Source organism: Methylobacterium sp. 001424705, from assembly GCF_059816145.1.
This window is the reverse complement of sequence record NZ_JCBANU010000021.1, coordinates 71,804-87,665: the sequence shown is the minus strand read 5'-3', so window position 1 is coordinate 87,665 and position 15,862 is coordinate 71,804. Positions and strand designations below refer to the sequence as shown.

The following is a 15,862-nucleotide window of genomic DNA, read 5'->3' as shown; positions in this document are numbered from 1 at the left end:
TAAAGTTTCAGACGCCGACGGATTGCTTGAAGGGCGGACGGGGTTTCTCTTACCCGCGAGGCACCGGCTCAAATCACCTCTCGGAGCGCTCTCTGTCGCCGAACACGCGAAAGCCCGTCCGACAGGTGTCGGACGGGCTTTGCGCGATCCCATCTGCGGCGGGGCCAGGCCCCGCCGCCGGACGTCAGATCAGTACTTGCGGATGATCGGCGCGGGAGCGGCGGCAACCGGGGTCGGCGAGTACAGCGGAACGATCAGGCGGCCCGAGATCTCGGTGCTGTCGAAGCTGGTGGTCGCGACGGTGCGGGCGACGTAGACCTGCGCGGTGACGGGCCCGAAGTCGTAGCCGACGAGGCCGCCCATCAGGAACCGGCCGCGATCGTTGAAGGCGGCGTTGACGGTGCCGACCCGACCGAGGCTGGTGTCGAAGTTGACGGTGCCGTAGGCGATGGCGCCGATCTCGAACTTGCCGAACTTCTTGGTCGCGGTCAGGTCGAGGTTGAGGGAGTCGGACAGGGTGTAGACGGTACCGAAGTTCCGGCCACCACCGAACGACGACGGCGAGTCGTAGAAGTTGGCGGTCAGGTTGGCGGTGATGTTCCAGCCATCAGCCGTGTAGCTGCCTGCGATGCCGGCGCGGTAGGTGTTCGAGGAGAGCTGCGGCAGCACGGCGCCGGCGCCGAGGACACCGTTGTTCTGCACCAGAACGCCGCGGTCGCCGTTCAGCTCGTTCAGGTAGACACCGCCGAGCAAGCTGACGCCGAAGCCGCCGCCGAGATCGAAGGCCCAGATGCCGCCCACGAAGGTACCGACGTTGATCGACAGATCACGCACGCCGGTGGGGCCGCCGCGCTTGCCGAAAGCGAACACGGTGGGGGGAGCAACGAGGAGCTCGACGCGGCCGCCGAAGGGAACGAACGGGGTCGACCAGACCAGCACCGGGACGTTCACACCGACGTCGACGGCCGACGGATTGTCCCGCGACTGGAAGACGAACGTGTTCAGCGCATAGATGCCCTCGGGCAGCGGGGCGCCGGTGGCCAGGCCGACCTGCTCGCCCGGAACCGTCGTGGTCTGCGCGTAGGATGCGGTGGCGGTCATGCCGACCGTGAGCGCGAGCGCTCCGGCAACGAGCCAGTTCTTCGACATTTTTACTCTTCCTTCCCAAGGATTTCAGGCGTCCGCCACGCAGCCGTCCGAACCATTCTGCCGATGCGCCGCTTGTTCGCAGCTTGTTTGCAGTGGATCCGGCGGCCCCCCTTGCGGCCCGTTCTCAAGTCTCAACGTCGAGAACTATTCTACAGGACGCCGCGGAAGGACAGAGGAATGCTTGGAAACGGGGCAGTTCGGATCCGACCGTTGCGCAAAAGTCGCATTTTCGGTGCAGTGCAGCGGAAGGATTTGTTAACCTTTTGAGCAGGTTGGCCGACGTCTTCGCGCCTCCGCGAAGACCTGGAACGGCAAAATATCGCTGAACACTCAAGCTGTTATGGTTACGGTTCCGTCCCAGGACGATCCGGCAACCGCCCGCGGACCATTGCGCAGTCCGGCGCGCTCGGTCGGGTCGGACCGGGCTGCCGACCGGCGGGTTGATGCGTTGCGCCACCGGTTCGGATCGGTCGCCCCGGCGAATCGTCGGATCTCGCGTCGTCCCGATGCGCTATTCGGCGGCGGCCCGACCCTTCGCGGGCGCCGCGACCGGCCGACGCGCGAGGACGTCGCGTAGGAATCGACCGGTGTGGCTCGCCCGCGACTTGGCGATCTGCTCGGGCGTTCCTTGGGCCACGACGACGCCACCGCCGTCGCCGCCTTCGGGGCCCATATCGATGACCCAGTCGGCGGTCTTGATGACTTCGAGGTTGTGCTCGATCACCACCACGGTGTTGCCCTGGTCGACGAGCTCGTGGAGCACCTCCATGAGCTTGGCGACGTCGTGGAAGTGCAGTCCCGTCGTCGGCTCGTCGAGAATGTAGAGCGTGCGGCCTGTGGCGCGCTTGGACAGCTCTTTCGAAAGCTTCACCCGCTGCGCCTCACCGCCCGACAGAGTGGTCGCCTGCTGCCCGACCTTGACGTAGCCGAGGCCGACCCGGGCCAAGGTCTCCATCTTCTCGCGAATGGTGGGCACCGCCTTAAAGAGGTCGGCGGCTTCCTCGACGGTCATGTCGAGGACGTCGGCGATCGAGTGGTCGCGGTACTTCACCTCCAGGGTCTCGCGGTCGTAACGGCGGCCCTTGCAGACGTCGCAGGTGACGTAGACGTCCGGCAGGAAGTGCATCTCGATCTTGATGACGCCGTCGCCGGAACAGGCCTCGCAGCGTCCGCCCTTCACGTTGAAGGAGAAGCGCCCGGCCTGATAGCCGCGCGCCTTGGCCTCGGGCAGGCCCGCGAACCAGTCGCGGATCGGCGTGAAGGCGCCGGTGTAGGTGGCGGGGTTGGACCGCGGGGTCCGGCCGATCGGCGACTGGTCGATATCGATGACCTTGTCGAGATGCTCCAGCCCGTCGAGCCGCTCGAAGGGCGCCGGGTGCTCCAGGGCACCGTTCAGGGATTTCGCCACCGCCTTGTAGAGCGTGTCGATGATCAGGGTCGACTTACCGCCGCCGGAGACACCCGAGATGCAGGTGAAGGTGCCGAGAGGGATGTCGACCGAGACGTTCTTGAGGTTGTTGCCCCGGGCCCCGACGAGGCTGAGCGTGCCCTTCCGTCCCTTGCGACGCGCCGTCGGTACCCGCACGCTCATCTCGCCGGTGAGATACTTGGCGGTCAGCGAATCCGGGTTCTTCAGCACCTCTTCGGGCGTGCCCTGGGCGATGATCCGTCCGCCATGGATGCCGGCGCCCGGGCCGACATCCACGACGTAGTCGGCCTGCAGGATCGCGTCCTCGTCGTGCTCGACCACGATCACCGAGTTGCCGAGGTCGCGCAGGCGCTTCAGCGTGCCGAGCAGGCGCTCGTTGTCGCGCTGGTGCAGGCCGATGGACGGCTCGTCCAGCACGTAAAGCACGCCGGTCAGCCCGGAGCCGATCTGGGAGGCCAGACGGATGCGCTGGCTCTCGCCGCCGGACAGCGAGCCGGAGCCGCGCGCCAGCGTCAGGTACTCGAGCCCGACATCGATCAGGAAGGTCAGCCGGTCGCGGATCTCCTTGAGGATCCGGTAGGCGATCTCGTTCTGCTTTTCGGTGAGCTTGCCCGGCAGCTCCGAGAACCATGCATGGGCATTTCGGACCGAGAGGGCGGTGATCTCGCCCACATCCTGCATCGCGATCTTGACCGAGAGTGCTTCAAGCTTCAGGCGCTTGCCGCCGCAGGTGGCGCAGGGCGTCTCGCTCATGAAGCGCGCGATCTCCTCGCGCGAGCTGTCGCTCTCGGTCTCCTTGTAGCGCCGCTCCAGGTTCGGGATGACGCCCTCGAAGGGCTTGTTCACCTCGTAGGCGCGCATGCCGTCGTCGTAGGCGAAGCGGACCGATTCAGAACCGGTGCCGGACAGGATCACGTCCCGGGCCTTCGTCGGCAGATCGGCCCAGGCGACCGTGGTCTTGAAGCCGAAGTGGCGGGCCAGCGCGTCGAGGGTCTGGCCGTAATAGGGAGAGGTCGACTTCGCCCAAGGACCGACGGCACCGCGCTTCAGGCTGAGCTTGGCATCCGAGATCACGAGCTCCGGGTCGATCCGCATCTCGTGGCCGATGCCGCCGCAGGTCGGGCAGGCGCCGAAGGGATTGTTGAACGAGAAGAGCCGCGGTTCGATCTCCGCGATGGTGAAGCCGGAGACGGGGCAGGCGAAGCGCGACGAGAAGGTGATGGCCTCCCTCGGCGCCGCGCCCTCCGGCGTCTCGGCGAACTCGATCAGGGCGATGCCATCGGCGAGTTCCAGGGCGGTCTCGAAGGAATCGGCCAGCCGCGCCGCGATGTCCGCCCGCACCACGATCCGGTCCACCACCACGTCGATGTCGTGCTTCAGCTTCTTGTCGAGCTTCGGCACGTCGTCGATGGCGTAGTACTCGCCGTCGATCCGCAGGCGCTGGAAGCCCTTCTTCTGGAACTCGGCGATCTCCTTGCGGTACTCGCCCTTCCGGCCACGGATCACCGGTGCCAGGAGGTAGAGTCGGCTCTTCTCCGGCAGGGCCAGGACGCGGTCCACCATCTGGCTGACGGTCTGGCTCTCGATCGGCAGCCCGGTCGCGGGCGAGTAGGGAATGCCCACCCGCGCCCAGAGCAGGCGCATGTAGTCGTAGATCTCGGTGACGGTGCCGACCGTCGAGCGCGGGTTCTTCGAGGTGGTCTTCTGCTCGATGGAGATCGCCGGCGAGAGCCCGTCGATCTGGTCGACATCGGGCTTCGACATCATCTCCAGGAACTGGCGCGCGTAGGCCGAGAGGGATTCGACGTAGCGGCGCTGGCCCTCGGCGTAGATGGTGTCGAAGGCGAGCGACGATTTACCGGAACCGGACAGACCCGTGAAGACCACGAGGCGATCGCGGGGAATCGTCAGGTCGATGTTCTTCAGATTGTGCTCGCGCGCGCCGCGCACCGAGATGACCCGCGCGTCGCGAGCCCCGTCGAACAGCGCCTCGATCTTGGCTTCGACCCGCTCGGCCTCGGCTTGCGATGTCTTGGCAGCGGCTTTGGCTTTGGCCATGGAGTCTCTTCGGAACGTCTTCGGCGCGGAACTCGTCGGGACTCGACCGGAGCCCCTGCGGCATGTCGGGCGCACCACCGCGTCGGGCAAGGCGCGCGCCACGCATAGCCGCTCTTCAGCTAGAACAAAAAGCGTACGCGGACAATATCGCGGCCTTCCGGCAGAGGTTTCAGCCGCCGCGACCGCACCGAATGGCATGAGGAAGTTCGCTGCCGACGGTTTGGAAGACGCGGCCCCCGCGGCTTCGGCTGAGGATTGGGCCGACCCCTGCCGCCTCCGCAGACGGATCAGTTGCTTCGCGGTCCAGCGGTCGCGTGAGTGAAGCGGATCACGAAGCAACTGGATGGTTCGCTGAAGCTCCCGACCCGCCCTGCCTAAAAATTGAAGGGATCGACCAAAAATTGATCATAAGATAAATTTGAAACATAACTTTTACCGGCTGCTCCGACAGTGCCGCAGCGTTTCGAAGCAGGTTTCATGTGATGTCCGCCGGTCTTTTCTCATCGCTGCGCATTCGGATTCTTCTGGTTGCCCTCGCTCCATGTCTTGCGTTTGCGATGGTCGTGGGCCTTGCCATTACTGAGCGGATGAATGCTCGGACCCGGATGGTCCATGTGCAGGACCTCGTCGGCATGGCGGGCCAGATCAGCGCCCTGGTGCACGAAGCCCAGCGGGAGCGCGGGGCATCGAGCCTCTATCTCGCCGCCAAGGGGACCAAGTTTCGGTTCGAACTCGATGCACAGCGCCTGCGGACCGATGCCGCCCGGGCAGCCCTGGACGCGGGCCGGACCGGCCTCGACCTCGCCGCCTTCGGAGCCGGCGTCGCCCGTCGCAATGCGGCGCTGACCAAGCAGCTGGCGGCGATCGTCCCCCACCGCGCGGCGGTCGACGGGCTCGGTCGCACGCCGGCCCAGAACATGGGGCTGTATTCGGGGGTGATCGCGAGCGCGCTCGACCTGGTGCGCGAGGTTTCCCAGGTCGCCGCCAGCGCCGATCTCGCCGCCCGCATCAGTTCCTACTCGTCGTTCCTCGCCCTCAAGGAGCTGGCGGGCCAGGAGCGGGCCGCGGCCTCGGCGATCTTCGGCGCCGGCCAGATCGATCTTGCCGGCCACGAGCGTCTGGCGGGTCTGAGCGCGGGCCAGGGCACCTACGAATCCCTGTTCCGCCTCGGGGCCGAGCCGGAACAGGCGGCCCTCCTCGATGCCGGCAAGACTGCGCCCGCGGCCCGGGAGGTCGATCGTCTCCGCCGCCTCGTTCTCGACACGCCCCCCGGCACGCCGCTCGCCTTCACCGATGCGCCCGCCTGGTTCCGCCTCGCGACCGAGCGCATCGATACGCTCAAGACGATCGAGGACCGGCTCACCGCGGATCTCGGAGCCGCCGCCGGAGCAGCCCGCGCCGATGCCGAGCGGAGCGTCCTGATTTGGATGGCCGTGGGACTCGCGATCCTGGTCCTCTCGTGCGGCCTCGCCTTCGCCTTCGGGACCGCCATCGCCCGTCCGCTCACCCGTATCGCCGCCTCCCTGACAGCCATCGGCCGAGGCGAGGAAGCCGGCCCGATCCCGCAGAACGGCGCCCGCGAGGTTCGCGCCATCGCGGCAGCGGCCGTCGACTTCCAGGCCAGCGTGGTCGAGCGCCGGCGCATCGCCACGGAAGCCGACCACCTCACCGCCCACGCCGCGGCGGCCCGCCGCGCCGAGATGGTGGCACTGGCCGATCGCTTCGAGGCCCAGGCCAGCGGGATCGTCGAGGCGGTGTCGGCCTCCGCGAGCCAGCTCGAAACGGCGGCCTATGCCCTCACCCAGGCCGCGACCGATACGTCATCCCTGAGTGGGTCCGTAGCCGCAGCCTCGGCGGAAACCGCGGCCACGGCCGACACCGTGGCGGCAGCCACAGAGGAGCTCAGCGCCTCGGTGCGGGAGATCGGCAACCGCGTCGAGGCCTCGAGCGCGGTCGCCGGTGAGGCGGAGCGCGATGCAGCGCGGATGGCGGAGGATGTCCATCGCCTGGCCCAAGCGGCGAGCAGCATCGGCGAGATCGTCGGCCTGATCACCAGTATCGCGGCCCAGACCAACCTCCTGGCGCTGAACGCCACCATCGAGGCGGCCCGAGCCGGCGAGGCCGGGCGCGGATTCGCGGTCGTCGCCGCAGAGGTGAAGAGCCTCGCGACCCAGACAGCCAGGGCCACCGAAGAGATCGCCGCGAAGGTCGGCGAGATCGCCCAATCGACCGACGCGTCCGTGACGGCCATCGGTGGAATCACCGACGTCATCCAACGCCTGAGTCGGATCTCGGAGGACATCTCGGTGGCCGTCGACCAACAGGAAGCGGCCACGCAGGAGATCGCCCGCAACACGGTCCTGACGTCCGAGGGCACCCGGGCCGTATCCGGCCACGTCGTCGGTGTCCGCGAGGCGGCGGATTCCGCCCGTAGCGGGTCGGCGCAGGTGCTTACCGCGGCGAGCGATCTCGCCCGTCAGGCCTCGGCCCTGCGCCGGGAAGTCGACGGCTTCCTGGTCACGGTCCGGGCCGCCTGATCCGCCCTACGGGTTGGTCTTCCAGGGGTTGATGACGCGCATCGCCGTCAGCTCCGGCTTCACGGATTGGTCGACGCTCGCGGGCATCACCTTGCGCGCCTGCGCCATCATCTTGCGGGCTTGATCCGCTGGGAGAGCGCCGATCGGCAGCATCATCGCGGCGAGCTGGTTGCGGGTGCGCCGATCGACGAAGTCGGAGCGCCCGACGCTCTCGAAGTCTCGAACGGTGTGCCGGTCGTCGGGCCGCCCGGTGAAGACCTTCGCGCCGTCCTTCATCACCACGATGTCGCCGGGGCGGAGGGTCTCGTCCTTCATGAAGGCGGCCGCGGGGCCGGCCTTCATGTCGAGCGGGGTCTGGCGGTCCGTGACCTTGATCTGCAGGGGCTCGGATTTGGGAAGCGCGGCGTAGCGGATCTTCGGACGCTGGCGCGTGGCCTTTCGGATCGAGCGACGGGCCTGCCGATAGTCGAAGCCGGGATCGGCCACCGGCGCGGGCGCGGCTTGCTGCGCCGGCCGTGCGGGCGCAAAGAGCAGGTCGAACAGGCCGCCATCGGCGCTCTGCGCGCACGCCGGAAGCGTGAGCATCATCAGTCCGAAAACGGGGGCGGCGACAGTGCGCGTGGCTGCGGAGAACGGGATCGTCGGCATCGATGTCTCCGGGTGAGGCGCCCGACGGCGCGCCGAGATGACCCCTTAACAAAAGCACAACCTGAACAGTTCCGAGTTTTTCAAAAGATGGTGAGGGCTGTGCCAAGACTTCGCGAGCCTGCTTTCGCAGCCGAGAAGAGAAAAAAATCCGGCTCGGATCGCGTCCGCGGACCGGTCGCCTGATGGTTGCAAGTGAACACCTGGTTCCGCGCCCGCATCAGCGTTCGGCGCGCGACGCGATCCTGGCTGCACGTGCTGACGGCCGGACAGGATTTCTGCTCGGCGACACGACCGGCCTCGGCAAGACCCTGTCGGTCTGGAGCGCGGTGGCGGCCATGCCCGAGCGCGATGTCCTCATCGTCTGTCCCAAGGGCGCGATGCCCCAGTGGCGGCGCACGATCGCCTTGGCGCATCTCGGCGAGAAGGCGGTGACGCTCACCAATTACGAGCGCACCAAGGCGCTGATGGCGCCGCCTCCCGCCAGCAACCGGCGCTCGACCCGGGCAAAGAACAATGCGCTCGCCCGGCATGGCACACCGCAGCGGACCTGGTCCCTGGTGGTCTTCGACGAGAGCCACCGGATCCGGAACCCGTACGCCCAGCAGAGCCTCGTCTGCCGGCAGATCGCGGAGGCGGCCGCCTTCACGATCTATCTCAGCGCCACCGCCGGCCAGGCCCCGCACGAGCTCTCCTATCTCGGGCGCCTGCTGGGTGAGGCCGCGGGCCAGCCCACAGCGACCTTGGCGGACTTCCGAGGTCTGATGCAGCACCTCGGGATCGGCCGGGCCAAGGGCCGCTGGACTAACTGGTCCTGGGACGCGAACCCGCGCGACTGCACGGTGATGGCCGACCTGCTGTTCAAGGGGGAGGGGGCGATCGGCCTGCGCCGGCGCCCCGGCGACATCGCCGGGTGGCCCGAGGTGCAGCGCGCCCTGAGCGCGGTCGCCCTCACGCCGTCCGAACGCCGCCTCTACGACGCGACCTGGCGCGAGTTCCGCCGGGAATGGGGCCTCCTCGGTGGCAGCACCCGCAAGCCGGCCGGCTGGGCGGCGGACCTGCGATTCCGCCAGAAGGCGAGTCTGCTCCGGGTCTCGGGCACCACGGCCTTTGCCGACCTCCTGATGGAGGACGGCCAGGCGGTAGCGATCTCGGTGGCCTTCCTGGAGACGGCTTCCGCGCTGGTCGAGGCGATGCGGGGGGCGGGCTGGCGGGCCGACGCGATCACGGGCACGCAGTCGGGCGAGGCGAACGAGGCCGTGCGGCTCGCCTTCCAGACCGGCGGGCTCGACGCCGTCGTCTTCACCGTGACGGAATCGATCTCCCTGCATGCCCACGAGTTGCCGGGGGGCGAGAAGCCGCGCGCGCTCATCGTCCACGACCTGCGCCACAGCGCGATCCAGCTGACGCAGATCGAGGGCCGCTGCCACCGGGACGGACAGCAGGCGACGATCTACTACGCCCTCGCCGAGGGCACGGTGGAGGAGAGCATCGCCGCCACCGTCGTCGGCCGCATGGCCTCGATGGACGCCATGGCGGGCGAGGACACCAGGCTGATCGACGCGATCGCCCAGGCCATCGCCGAGGTGCAGGCCGGCGAGGCGGCCTAGGTCGGCCTCGTTCCGTTGGAACGGGATCGAACCGCCACGGTTGTGGCCATCAGGGTCCCGTCTCGCCGGGGCGCCTACCCCCAACGAGGAGGACCGTCCCGATGGCACGACCGACGCCGAGCCTTAGCCGCCTGATCAGCGAGGGCCTGCGCCATGGCGGCGACCTCGTCGGCCAGGAACTCGAGCTGATGCGGCGCGAGACGGACGGGAACATCCGCGCGATCCTCGGCCTCGTCGCCCGGTTCGGCACCGCGCTCACCCTCGTGGTCGCCGCCCTGGTGATGCTGTTCGTGGCACTGGTGAAGGGCATCGCCGCCCTGATCGGGTCGGAAATCCTGGCGGCGCTCATCGTCGGGGCGCCCTTCGCTGGAATCGCCCTTGTCCTGATGGTGCTGGGCCTGCGCCGGATGGATCGGTCCAACCTGCTGCCGCGCCGCTTCGAACGCCAGGTGGAGAAGGACGCCGCCCTGGTGGCCAGCCGCGTCGCCGACTGAACCTCAGGCCTTCCGGACGGAGCCGAGCAGCGCGTCCTTGTCCACGCCGAGCGCCGCGGCGATCTCGGCCAGGGCCGCGTGCTCCGGCTCGCTGATTCCGGCCTGGTCGGCGACGTCCGCGGCGATCAGGAACACGCTGGTGCGCTGGGCGATCTCGCGCTCCGCGATGGCGGCGACGAAGTGCAGGTTCTCGGCGCGGCCGGCGCGGGTGCGGGCGCGGGCGATCCCCTCGAACAGCTCGGCCTCCAGCTTGAGGGTGTCGTAGCCGCGCTCGAGGATCGGATTGGACCGCATGCCGGCGAGCGCGACCTCGATCTCCTCCTCGTCGATCTCGTAATCCGCCAGGATGACGTTGGCCGAGGCCGAGACCGCCGCCTCCATCAGCGCCCGGTCGCCCAGATAGGCGCCCATGGTCTGAGAGAAGCGCCCGACGAACTCCTGAAACACACCCATCCGGCTCCCCGAAGACTTTCAAAATGGGCGGCACCCGGATCTGGCCGGACCGTCCCACGACACCGCTTTCGCATCAAAAGCTTGGCGCCGGAGGCGTGTCAACGCACCTGCCGCTTCACGGCTCGCACGCCTTGGGCGGATAGTCGTGGGCCGCTCCCTGCGGGTCGGTCACCTGCCAACCGGTGCCGGCTTCGGCGAGATAATCTGGCCCGGCCGGGACCTTGCCGTGGCCGCCCGGGATGTCGAGCACGTAGAGGGGTTGGGCGAGACCCGAGAGGCGTCCGCGCAGGGCCCGGACGAGGTCGCGGCCGGCGCCGAGATCCGTGCGCAGGTGGCTGGTCCCGGGTGCGAGGTCGCCGTGATGCAGGTAGTAGGGCTTGATCCGGTTCTCGACGAAGCGCCGCATCAGCAGGGCCAGGGTCTCCGGATCGTCGTTGATCCCGGCGAGCAGTACCGTCTGGCTCACCATCGGGATGCCGGCATCGACGAGGCGCGCCATGGCCGCGCAGGCCGCCGGGGTGAACTCGCGCGGGTGATTGGCATGCAGCGCGACGAACACCGCCCCCTCGAATCGCTTCAGGGCCTCGATGAGCTCCGCACCGACCGAGCCGGGGTCCACCACCGGAACCCGGGTGTGGATGCGCAACACCCGCACGTGCGGGATCGCCGCGAGGGCGGCGGCGATCTGGGCCAGCCGGCGCGGCGCCAGGGCGAAGGGGTCGCCCCCGGTGACCACGACCTCCCAGATCTCAGGCCGTTCGGCGATGTAGGCGAGGGCCCGGGCAAGATCGGCCTCGCCCAGGGTCCCGAGGCCCTCCGGCCCGACCATTTCGCGCCGGAAGCAGAAGCGGCAATAGACCGGACAGACATGCAGCGGCTTCAGGAGCACCCGGTCCGGGTAGCGATGGACCAGGCCGGGCAGGGGGCTGTGGGCCCCGTCGCCGATGGGGTCGGCCGCCTCCTGATCCTGCGTCTGCAATTCCTCGACCCGGGGCAGGAACTGCCGGGCGATCGGGTCCGCCGGATCGTGCGGATCAATCAGCTCGGCCATGTCGGCGGTGACGGAGACGGCATAGCGGGCCGCCACGGCCTCCAGGGCCGGAAGGTCGGCGGGGGCAACGAGCCCGACGCGGGCGAGGTCGGCCGGCCGACGCAGGGACGGACTCATCGCGCCGGCCCCACCACCGGCGTCCAGAGCACATCCTCGATGTGGCGGGCATCGGTCGCCAGCATGACAAGGCGGTCGAGGCCGAGGGCGATTCCGCTCGCCTCCGGCATGATCGCCAGGGCGTGGAGGAAATCCTCGTCGATGGGATAGGACTCGCCGTAGACGCGCGCCTTCTCAACCATCTCGAGCGTTAAGCGCCGGCGTTGCTCCTCGGCGTCCGTGAGCTCGCCGAAGGCATTGGCGAGTTCGACGCCGCAGGCATAGAGCTCGAAGCGCTCGGCCACGCGCGGGTCGCGCGGGCTCGGCCGGGCCAGGGCGGCTTCGCTCACGGGGTACTCGCACAGGATCGTCGGGCGCCCGAGCCCGAGATTCGGCTCGATCCGCGCCACCAGGACCCGGCTGAACAGGTCGGCCCAGGTGTCGTCAGCGGCGACCCGGAGCCCGGCCCCGGACACGGCCGCCGCGAGCGCCGCACGGTCGGTGGTGCCGTCGGCATCGATGGTGGCGAGGAGGTCGATGCCAGCACGCGTGGCGAAGGCCTCCGCCACGGTCACCCGCTCGGGCTTCGCGAAGGGATCGGCCGTGCGACCGCGATGGCGCAGTGTCGGGACACCCGCCGTCTCCGCGGCGAGCGCCAGGAGCTCGGCCCCGTCGCGCATCAGCGCGGTGTAGTCGGCCCCGGCCCGGTACCATTCGAGCATGGTGAATTCCGGGTGGTGCAGGGGCCCCCGCTCGCGGTTGCGGTAGACACGGGCGAAGCTGACGAGGCGCGGCTCGCCGGCGGCCAGGAGCTTCTTGCAGGCGAATTCCGGCGAGGTGTGGAGGTAGAGCGCCTGCCGCGCGCCGTCCGGACCCAGGGCCTCGGTGGCGAAGGCCGAGAGATGGGCCTCGTTGCCGGGCGAGACCTGCAGCGCGGCCGCCTCGACCTCGACGAAGTCGGCCGCCGCGAAATGCGCCCGGAAGGCCGCGACGATGCCGTTGCGCACCATCAGGGCTGGCCGGCGGTCGGCGTGGCGGTGGGGCGCCCACCAGGGGGAGGGGGTGTTCATGCGGCGAGCTTTGCGACCTGCTTCAGACCTGGAATCGACGTCTCGGGAGTGGCGTCTCGCGGAGCGACTGGCAACGGTGGCGCGGATAGGTTAGTGGCGGAGCCAAGATGTCGCTCCCGCGGAGAGATCCGCGTCGGGGTGCCGAGTCGTTTTTCTCAACGAACACAGCAGGACCAGACCCCGTGAAGGTGATCGCCTCTACGCTCCGCAAGGGCAACGTCGTCGACAAGGATGGCAAGCTCTACGTCATCCTGACGGTCGAGAACATCCACCCCGGCAAGGGCACCCCGGTGACCCAGCTCGACATGCGCCGCATCACCGATGGCGTGAAGGTGTCCGAGCGCTACCGCACCACCGAATCGGTCGAGCGCGCCTTCGTCGAGGACCGGGAGCACACCTTCCTCTACGAGGACGGCGAGGGCTTCCACTTCATGAACCCCGAGAACTACGATCAGGTCGCGATCCCCAAGGACGTCGTCGGCAATGCCGCCCCGTACCTTCAGGAAGGCATGGCCGTGATGGTTTCGACTCATAACGGCGTGGCGCTGACCCTCGATCTGCCGCAGCGCGTCGTCCTCGAAGTCACCGAGACCGAGCCGGCGATGAAGGGCCAGACGGCCTCCTCGTCCTATAAGCCCGCGATCCTCTCCAACGGCGTTCGTACCGCCGTGCCGCCGCACATCGCCGTCGGCACCCGCGTGGTGATCATGACCGAGGACGGCTCCTACGTGGAGCGCGCCAAGGACTGACCGTACCGGAGGATCGCGAGCCGGAGTCACGGAGCCGGCGCCGTTCCCTCCGCTGCCTCGTAACAGCCCTGCGACAGGCCCTGGGCCCGCAGGCGCTCCTCGGCGGTGAAGCTGCGCGGCCGGTCCGCCCAGAGGTTTTCCCGGCGGAACGCATCGGAGACGCAGGCCGCCGCGCGGGTGCAGGCCTGTGTCTCGCCCCCCGTCGCGACGCAGTTGCGCACGTAGAGCGCCCGGAATTCGGCCACTCCCGCCTGCGGGTGCGGGCCCGTCACGGTCACCAGCCCCAGGAAAAGTCCCATCAGGATCGGCTGGTGGATCAGGTAGATCGCCAGGCTGTGGCGCCCGGCCCAGGCCAGCCCCCGCGCAAGGCGGCCGGTGGGCGTCCAGGTCGCGTGCCGCGAGCGGCGGACGGCGGCCAGGCCGTACAGGGCCGTCGCGACACCGGCGAGAACCAGTCCGAACCAGGGAAACAGCGGTACGTAGTCGTTGGTCTGCGGCATGGCGCGCCCGAGTCCCAGGAAGGACAGCATCGGCGCATCGAGGATCCCGCCCGAGATCAGGTGCGGCCCTGCCAGAACGAGCGCCGCGGCGAGAACCGAAGCCCAGCGCGGCAGGACCCGCAGGAAGGGCAGCGCCAGCACGCTCGATACGGCGATGCAGTGCAGGATTCCGAAGAAGATGTAACTGGACGGATCGGTGACGACCGTCGCGATGGTCACGAGCAGCGCTGCACCGGTGATCCGGGCCAGCCGCAGAACGAACGGCCGCGCCGCGAAGCGCTCGCCGTTCATCAGCACGAGCCCGATCCCGACGAGGAGCAGGAAGCTTCCGGCGATGCCGTGTGCGGCGAGACGGCCCGACGGCGTCAGCGCATAGTTTTCGGGCGTGAGACGCACCGCCCCGAGATCCCAGGTGGCATGGTAGAGCGCCATGGCCACGAGGGCGATGCCGCGCGTGACATCGAGGGCCGCGTACCGGAAGCGGGGTGCAGCGGAGGAGGGGGGCGGGCGCATCATCGCGCAGGCCCTAGCATCGATCCCGAGCCGTCGCGACGGTCCAGGGTCGATGACAGACTTCGCAGCTTTTCCGCGCCCTTGGCTAACAAATTTTGATCGCCGACGATCCGAGCCCAAAAATATTGAAGCTCAGCGCGAGCTTGGGGCGCGATCGTCGGGGGTCTGCTGTTGCCCCCGCACCGCCCTGCCGAACAATGCGGCATCGAAGTCCAACGAGGATCGCCAAACGGGCTTCCGCCGAGTCATGACTTTGTTAATCTCTGGTGCGGGTCGCGAGACGTGATTCGGTGTGGGTTGCTTACATGTCTGACGAGTTCGGTTCAGGCCCCTTCGGGCAGCGTTCGTCGGGAGAGCAGGACGACACCCGCGCCGTCGAGGGCCAGGGCGCCGAGGCGCAGCGCCCGCTCGACCTCACGGAGGTATCGGGCCGGATCAAATGGTTCGACGTGGCGAAGGGCTTCGGCTTCATCGTGCCGGACGACGGCTCGGCCGACGTGCTCCTCCACATCACCTGCCTGCGTCGGGACGGGCATCAGAGCGCCAGCGAGGGAGCCCGCGTGGTGGTCGAGGCCACGGAGCGGCCCCGCGGCTGGCAGGCCTTCCGGGTCATCTCCCTCGATCAGTCCACCGCGCTCCATCCCTCCGAACTGCCCCTGCCGCGCACCCACGTCACCGTCACGCCGACCAGCGGCCTCGAAACCGCCGTGGTGAAGTGGTTCAACCGCCTGCGCGGCTTCGGATTCCTCAGCCGCGGCGACGGGACGCCGGATATCTTCGTTCACATGGAGACGCTCCGCCGTTACGGAATCGCCGAACTCAAGCCGGGCGAGACCGTTCTCGTCCGCTACGGCGATGGTTCCAAGGGCAAGATGGCCGCCGAAGTTCGGCTCCTCGACGGTGCACTGCCCGCCTCACACTGACGGATGGTCCGGTGGTCACGCGACGTTTGATCGATTGGCGCGACGGGATTCGCGCGCTCCTCGCCCTCGCCTTGTTCGGGCTGCTCCTCGGCCACGCGACGGCACAGGATGCGGCCTCCGGGCCGACCGAGCCGCTGAGCATAGTCGGCCGCCAGGGTCGGCACGTCTTCGCCGTCGAGGTGATGCGCACCGATGCCGACCGCTCGCGCGGATTGATGTACCGGCGCACCATGGCGCCCGACCACGGCATGCTGTTCGACTTCCAGGCCTCAGCGCCCGTGGCCATGTGGATGAAGAACACCTACCTGCCGCTCGACATGCTGTTCATCCGGGCCGACGGCACCATCGCCAAGATCGCCGCCGATACCGAGCCGCTCTCCACCAAGGTGATCCCTTCGAACGAGCCGGTTCTCTCCGTGCTGGAGCTGAACGCCGGAACGGCCGCGCGTCTCCGGATCCATGCCGGCGATCGGGTGGAGCATGCGCTGTTCGAGCGGACGCCGCGCTAGGGCTGCCTTTGCTCCGATCGAACACACCAAGAACAAACACTTGACGCTCGATCGATTTATCCCCACTGTTCCCTCA

Annotated in this window: 13 protein-coding genes; 6 read left to right on the top strand and 7 right to left on the bottom strand. The window is 68.5% G+C overall.

Annotated elements, in window-relative coordinates:
* Positions 1-189: 189 nt before the first annotated feature.
* Both AC6EUL_RS16290 and uvrA read right to left on the bottom strand, forming a co-directional pair.
* The gene (locus AC6EUL_RS16290; RefSeq protein WP_056211306.1) at positions 190-1,149 is read right to left on the bottom strand and encodes a transporter; all 960 of its coding nucleotides are present in this window, start codon (positions 1,147-1,149) and stop codon (positions 190-192) included.
* A gap of 511 nt (positions 1,150-1,660) precedes the next feature.
* Positions 1,661-4,636, bottom strand: coding sequence for an excinuclease ABC subunit UvrA (gene uvrA / locus AC6EUL_RS16285; protein WP_056272472.1), 2,976 nt, complete (start codon positions 4,634-4,636; stop codon positions 1,661-1,663).
* A gap of 482 nt (positions 4,637-5,118) precedes the next feature.
* On the opposite strand from uvrA, the gene AC6EUL_RS16280 reads away from it, so the two are divergent.
* Positions 5,119-7,173, top strand: coding sequence for a methyl-accepting chemotaxis protein (locus tag AC6EUL_RS16280; RefSeq protein WP_499871302.1), 2,055 nt, complete (start codon positions 5,119-5,121; stop codon positions 7,171-7,173).
* A gap of 6 nt (positions 7,174-7,179) precedes the next feature.
* Here the strand turns inward: AC6EUL_RS16280 and AC6EUL_RS16275 are convergent, their stop codons facing one another.
* Positions 7,180-7,821, bottom strand: a complete 642-nt coding sequence (locus AC6EUL_RS16275) for a hypothetical protein (RefSeq protein WP_499871300.1) — start codon at positions 7,819-7,821, stop codon at positions 7,180-7,182.
* Positions 7,822-8,003: 182 nt separating this feature from the next.
* On the opposite strand from AC6EUL_RS16275, the gene AC6EUL_RS16270 reads away from it, so the two are divergent.
* Both AC6EUL_RS16270 and AC6EUL_RS16265 read left to right on the top strand, forming a co-directional pair.
* Positions 8,004-9,428 carry a DEAD/DEAH box helicase family protein gene (locus AC6EUL_RS16270; protein WP_499871298.1) on the top strand — a complete coding sequence of 475 codons (1,425 nt, stop codon included), beginning with the start codon at positions 8,004-8,006 and terminating at the stop codon, positions 9,426-9,428.
* A gap of 101 nt (positions 9,429-9,529) precedes the next feature.
* Positions 9,530-9,922, top strand: coding sequence for a phage holin family protein (locus AC6EUL_RS16265; RefSeq protein ID WP_499871296.1), 393 nt, complete (start codon positions 9,530-9,532; stop codon positions 9,920-9,922).
* Between the two features lie 3 nt (positions 9,923-9,925).
* Here the strand turns inward: AC6EUL_RS16265 and AC6EUL_RS16260 are convergent, their stop codons facing one another.
* The 3 genes from AC6EUL_RS16260 to epmA form a co-directional block, all read right to left on the bottom strand.
* Positions 9,926-10,375, bottom strand: a complete 450-nt coding sequence (locus AC6EUL_RS16260; protein WP_056211314.1) for a hypothetical protein — start codon at positions 10,373-10,375, stop codon at positions 9,926-9,928.
* A gap of 115 nt (positions 10,376-10,490) precedes the next feature.
* A complete protein-coding gene (locus tag AC6EUL_RS16255; protein ID WP_499871294.1) occupies positions 10,491-11,543 on the bottom strand; it encodes a lysine-2,3-aminomutase-like protein in 1,053 nt (350 codons plus the stop codon).
* Positions 11,540-12,592 carry an EF-P lysine aminoacylase EpmA gene (gene epmA / locus AC6EUL_RS16250; RefSeq protein ID WP_499871292.1) on the bottom strand — a complete coding sequence of 351 codons (1,053 nt, stop codon included), beginning with the start codon at positions 12,590-12,592 and terminating at the stop codon, positions 11,540-11,542. The genes AC6EUL_RS16255 and epmA overlap by 4 nt, the downstream gene beginning before the upstream one ends.
* A gap of 182 nt (positions 12,593-12,774) precedes the next feature.
* Here epmA and efp point away from each other — a divergent pair, with 182 nt between their 5' ends.
* Positions 12,775-13,341, top strand: coding sequence for an elongation factor P (gene efp, locus AC6EUL_RS16245; RefSeq protein ID WP_056211320.1), 567 nt, complete (start codon positions 12,775-12,777; stop codon positions 13,339-13,341).
* A gap of 26 nt (positions 13,342-13,367) precedes the next feature.
* Here efp and AC6EUL_RS16240 read toward each other — a convergent pair whose 3' ends face one another.
* Positions 13,368-14,357: an acetyltransferase domain-containing protein gene (locus AC6EUL_RS16240; RefSeq protein ID WP_499871289.1), complete on the bottom strand. Its 990-nt coding sequence runs from the start codon at positions 14,355-14,357 to the stop codon at positions 13,368-13,370.
* Positions 14,358-14,659: 302 nt separating this feature from the next.
* Here AC6EUL_RS16240 and AC6EUL_RS16235 point away from each other — a divergent pair, with 302 nt between their 5' ends.
* Both AC6EUL_RS16235 and AC6EUL_RS16230 read left to right on the top strand, forming a co-directional pair.
* Positions 14,660-15,277 (top strand): cold-shock protein, encoded by a 618-nt coding sequence (locus tag AC6EUL_RS16235; protein WP_056211323.1) that lies wholly within the window; start codon positions 14,660-14,662, stop codon positions 15,275-15,277.
* Between the two features lie 11 nt (positions 15,278-15,288).
* Positions 15,289-15,786 carry a DUF192 domain-containing protein gene (locus AC6EUL_RS16230; protein ID WP_407067304.1) on the top strand — a complete coding sequence of 166 codons (498 nt, stop codon included), beginning with the start codon at positions 15,289-15,291 and terminating at the stop codon, positions 15,784-15,786.
* Positions 15,787-15,862 lie beyond the last annotated feature (76 nt).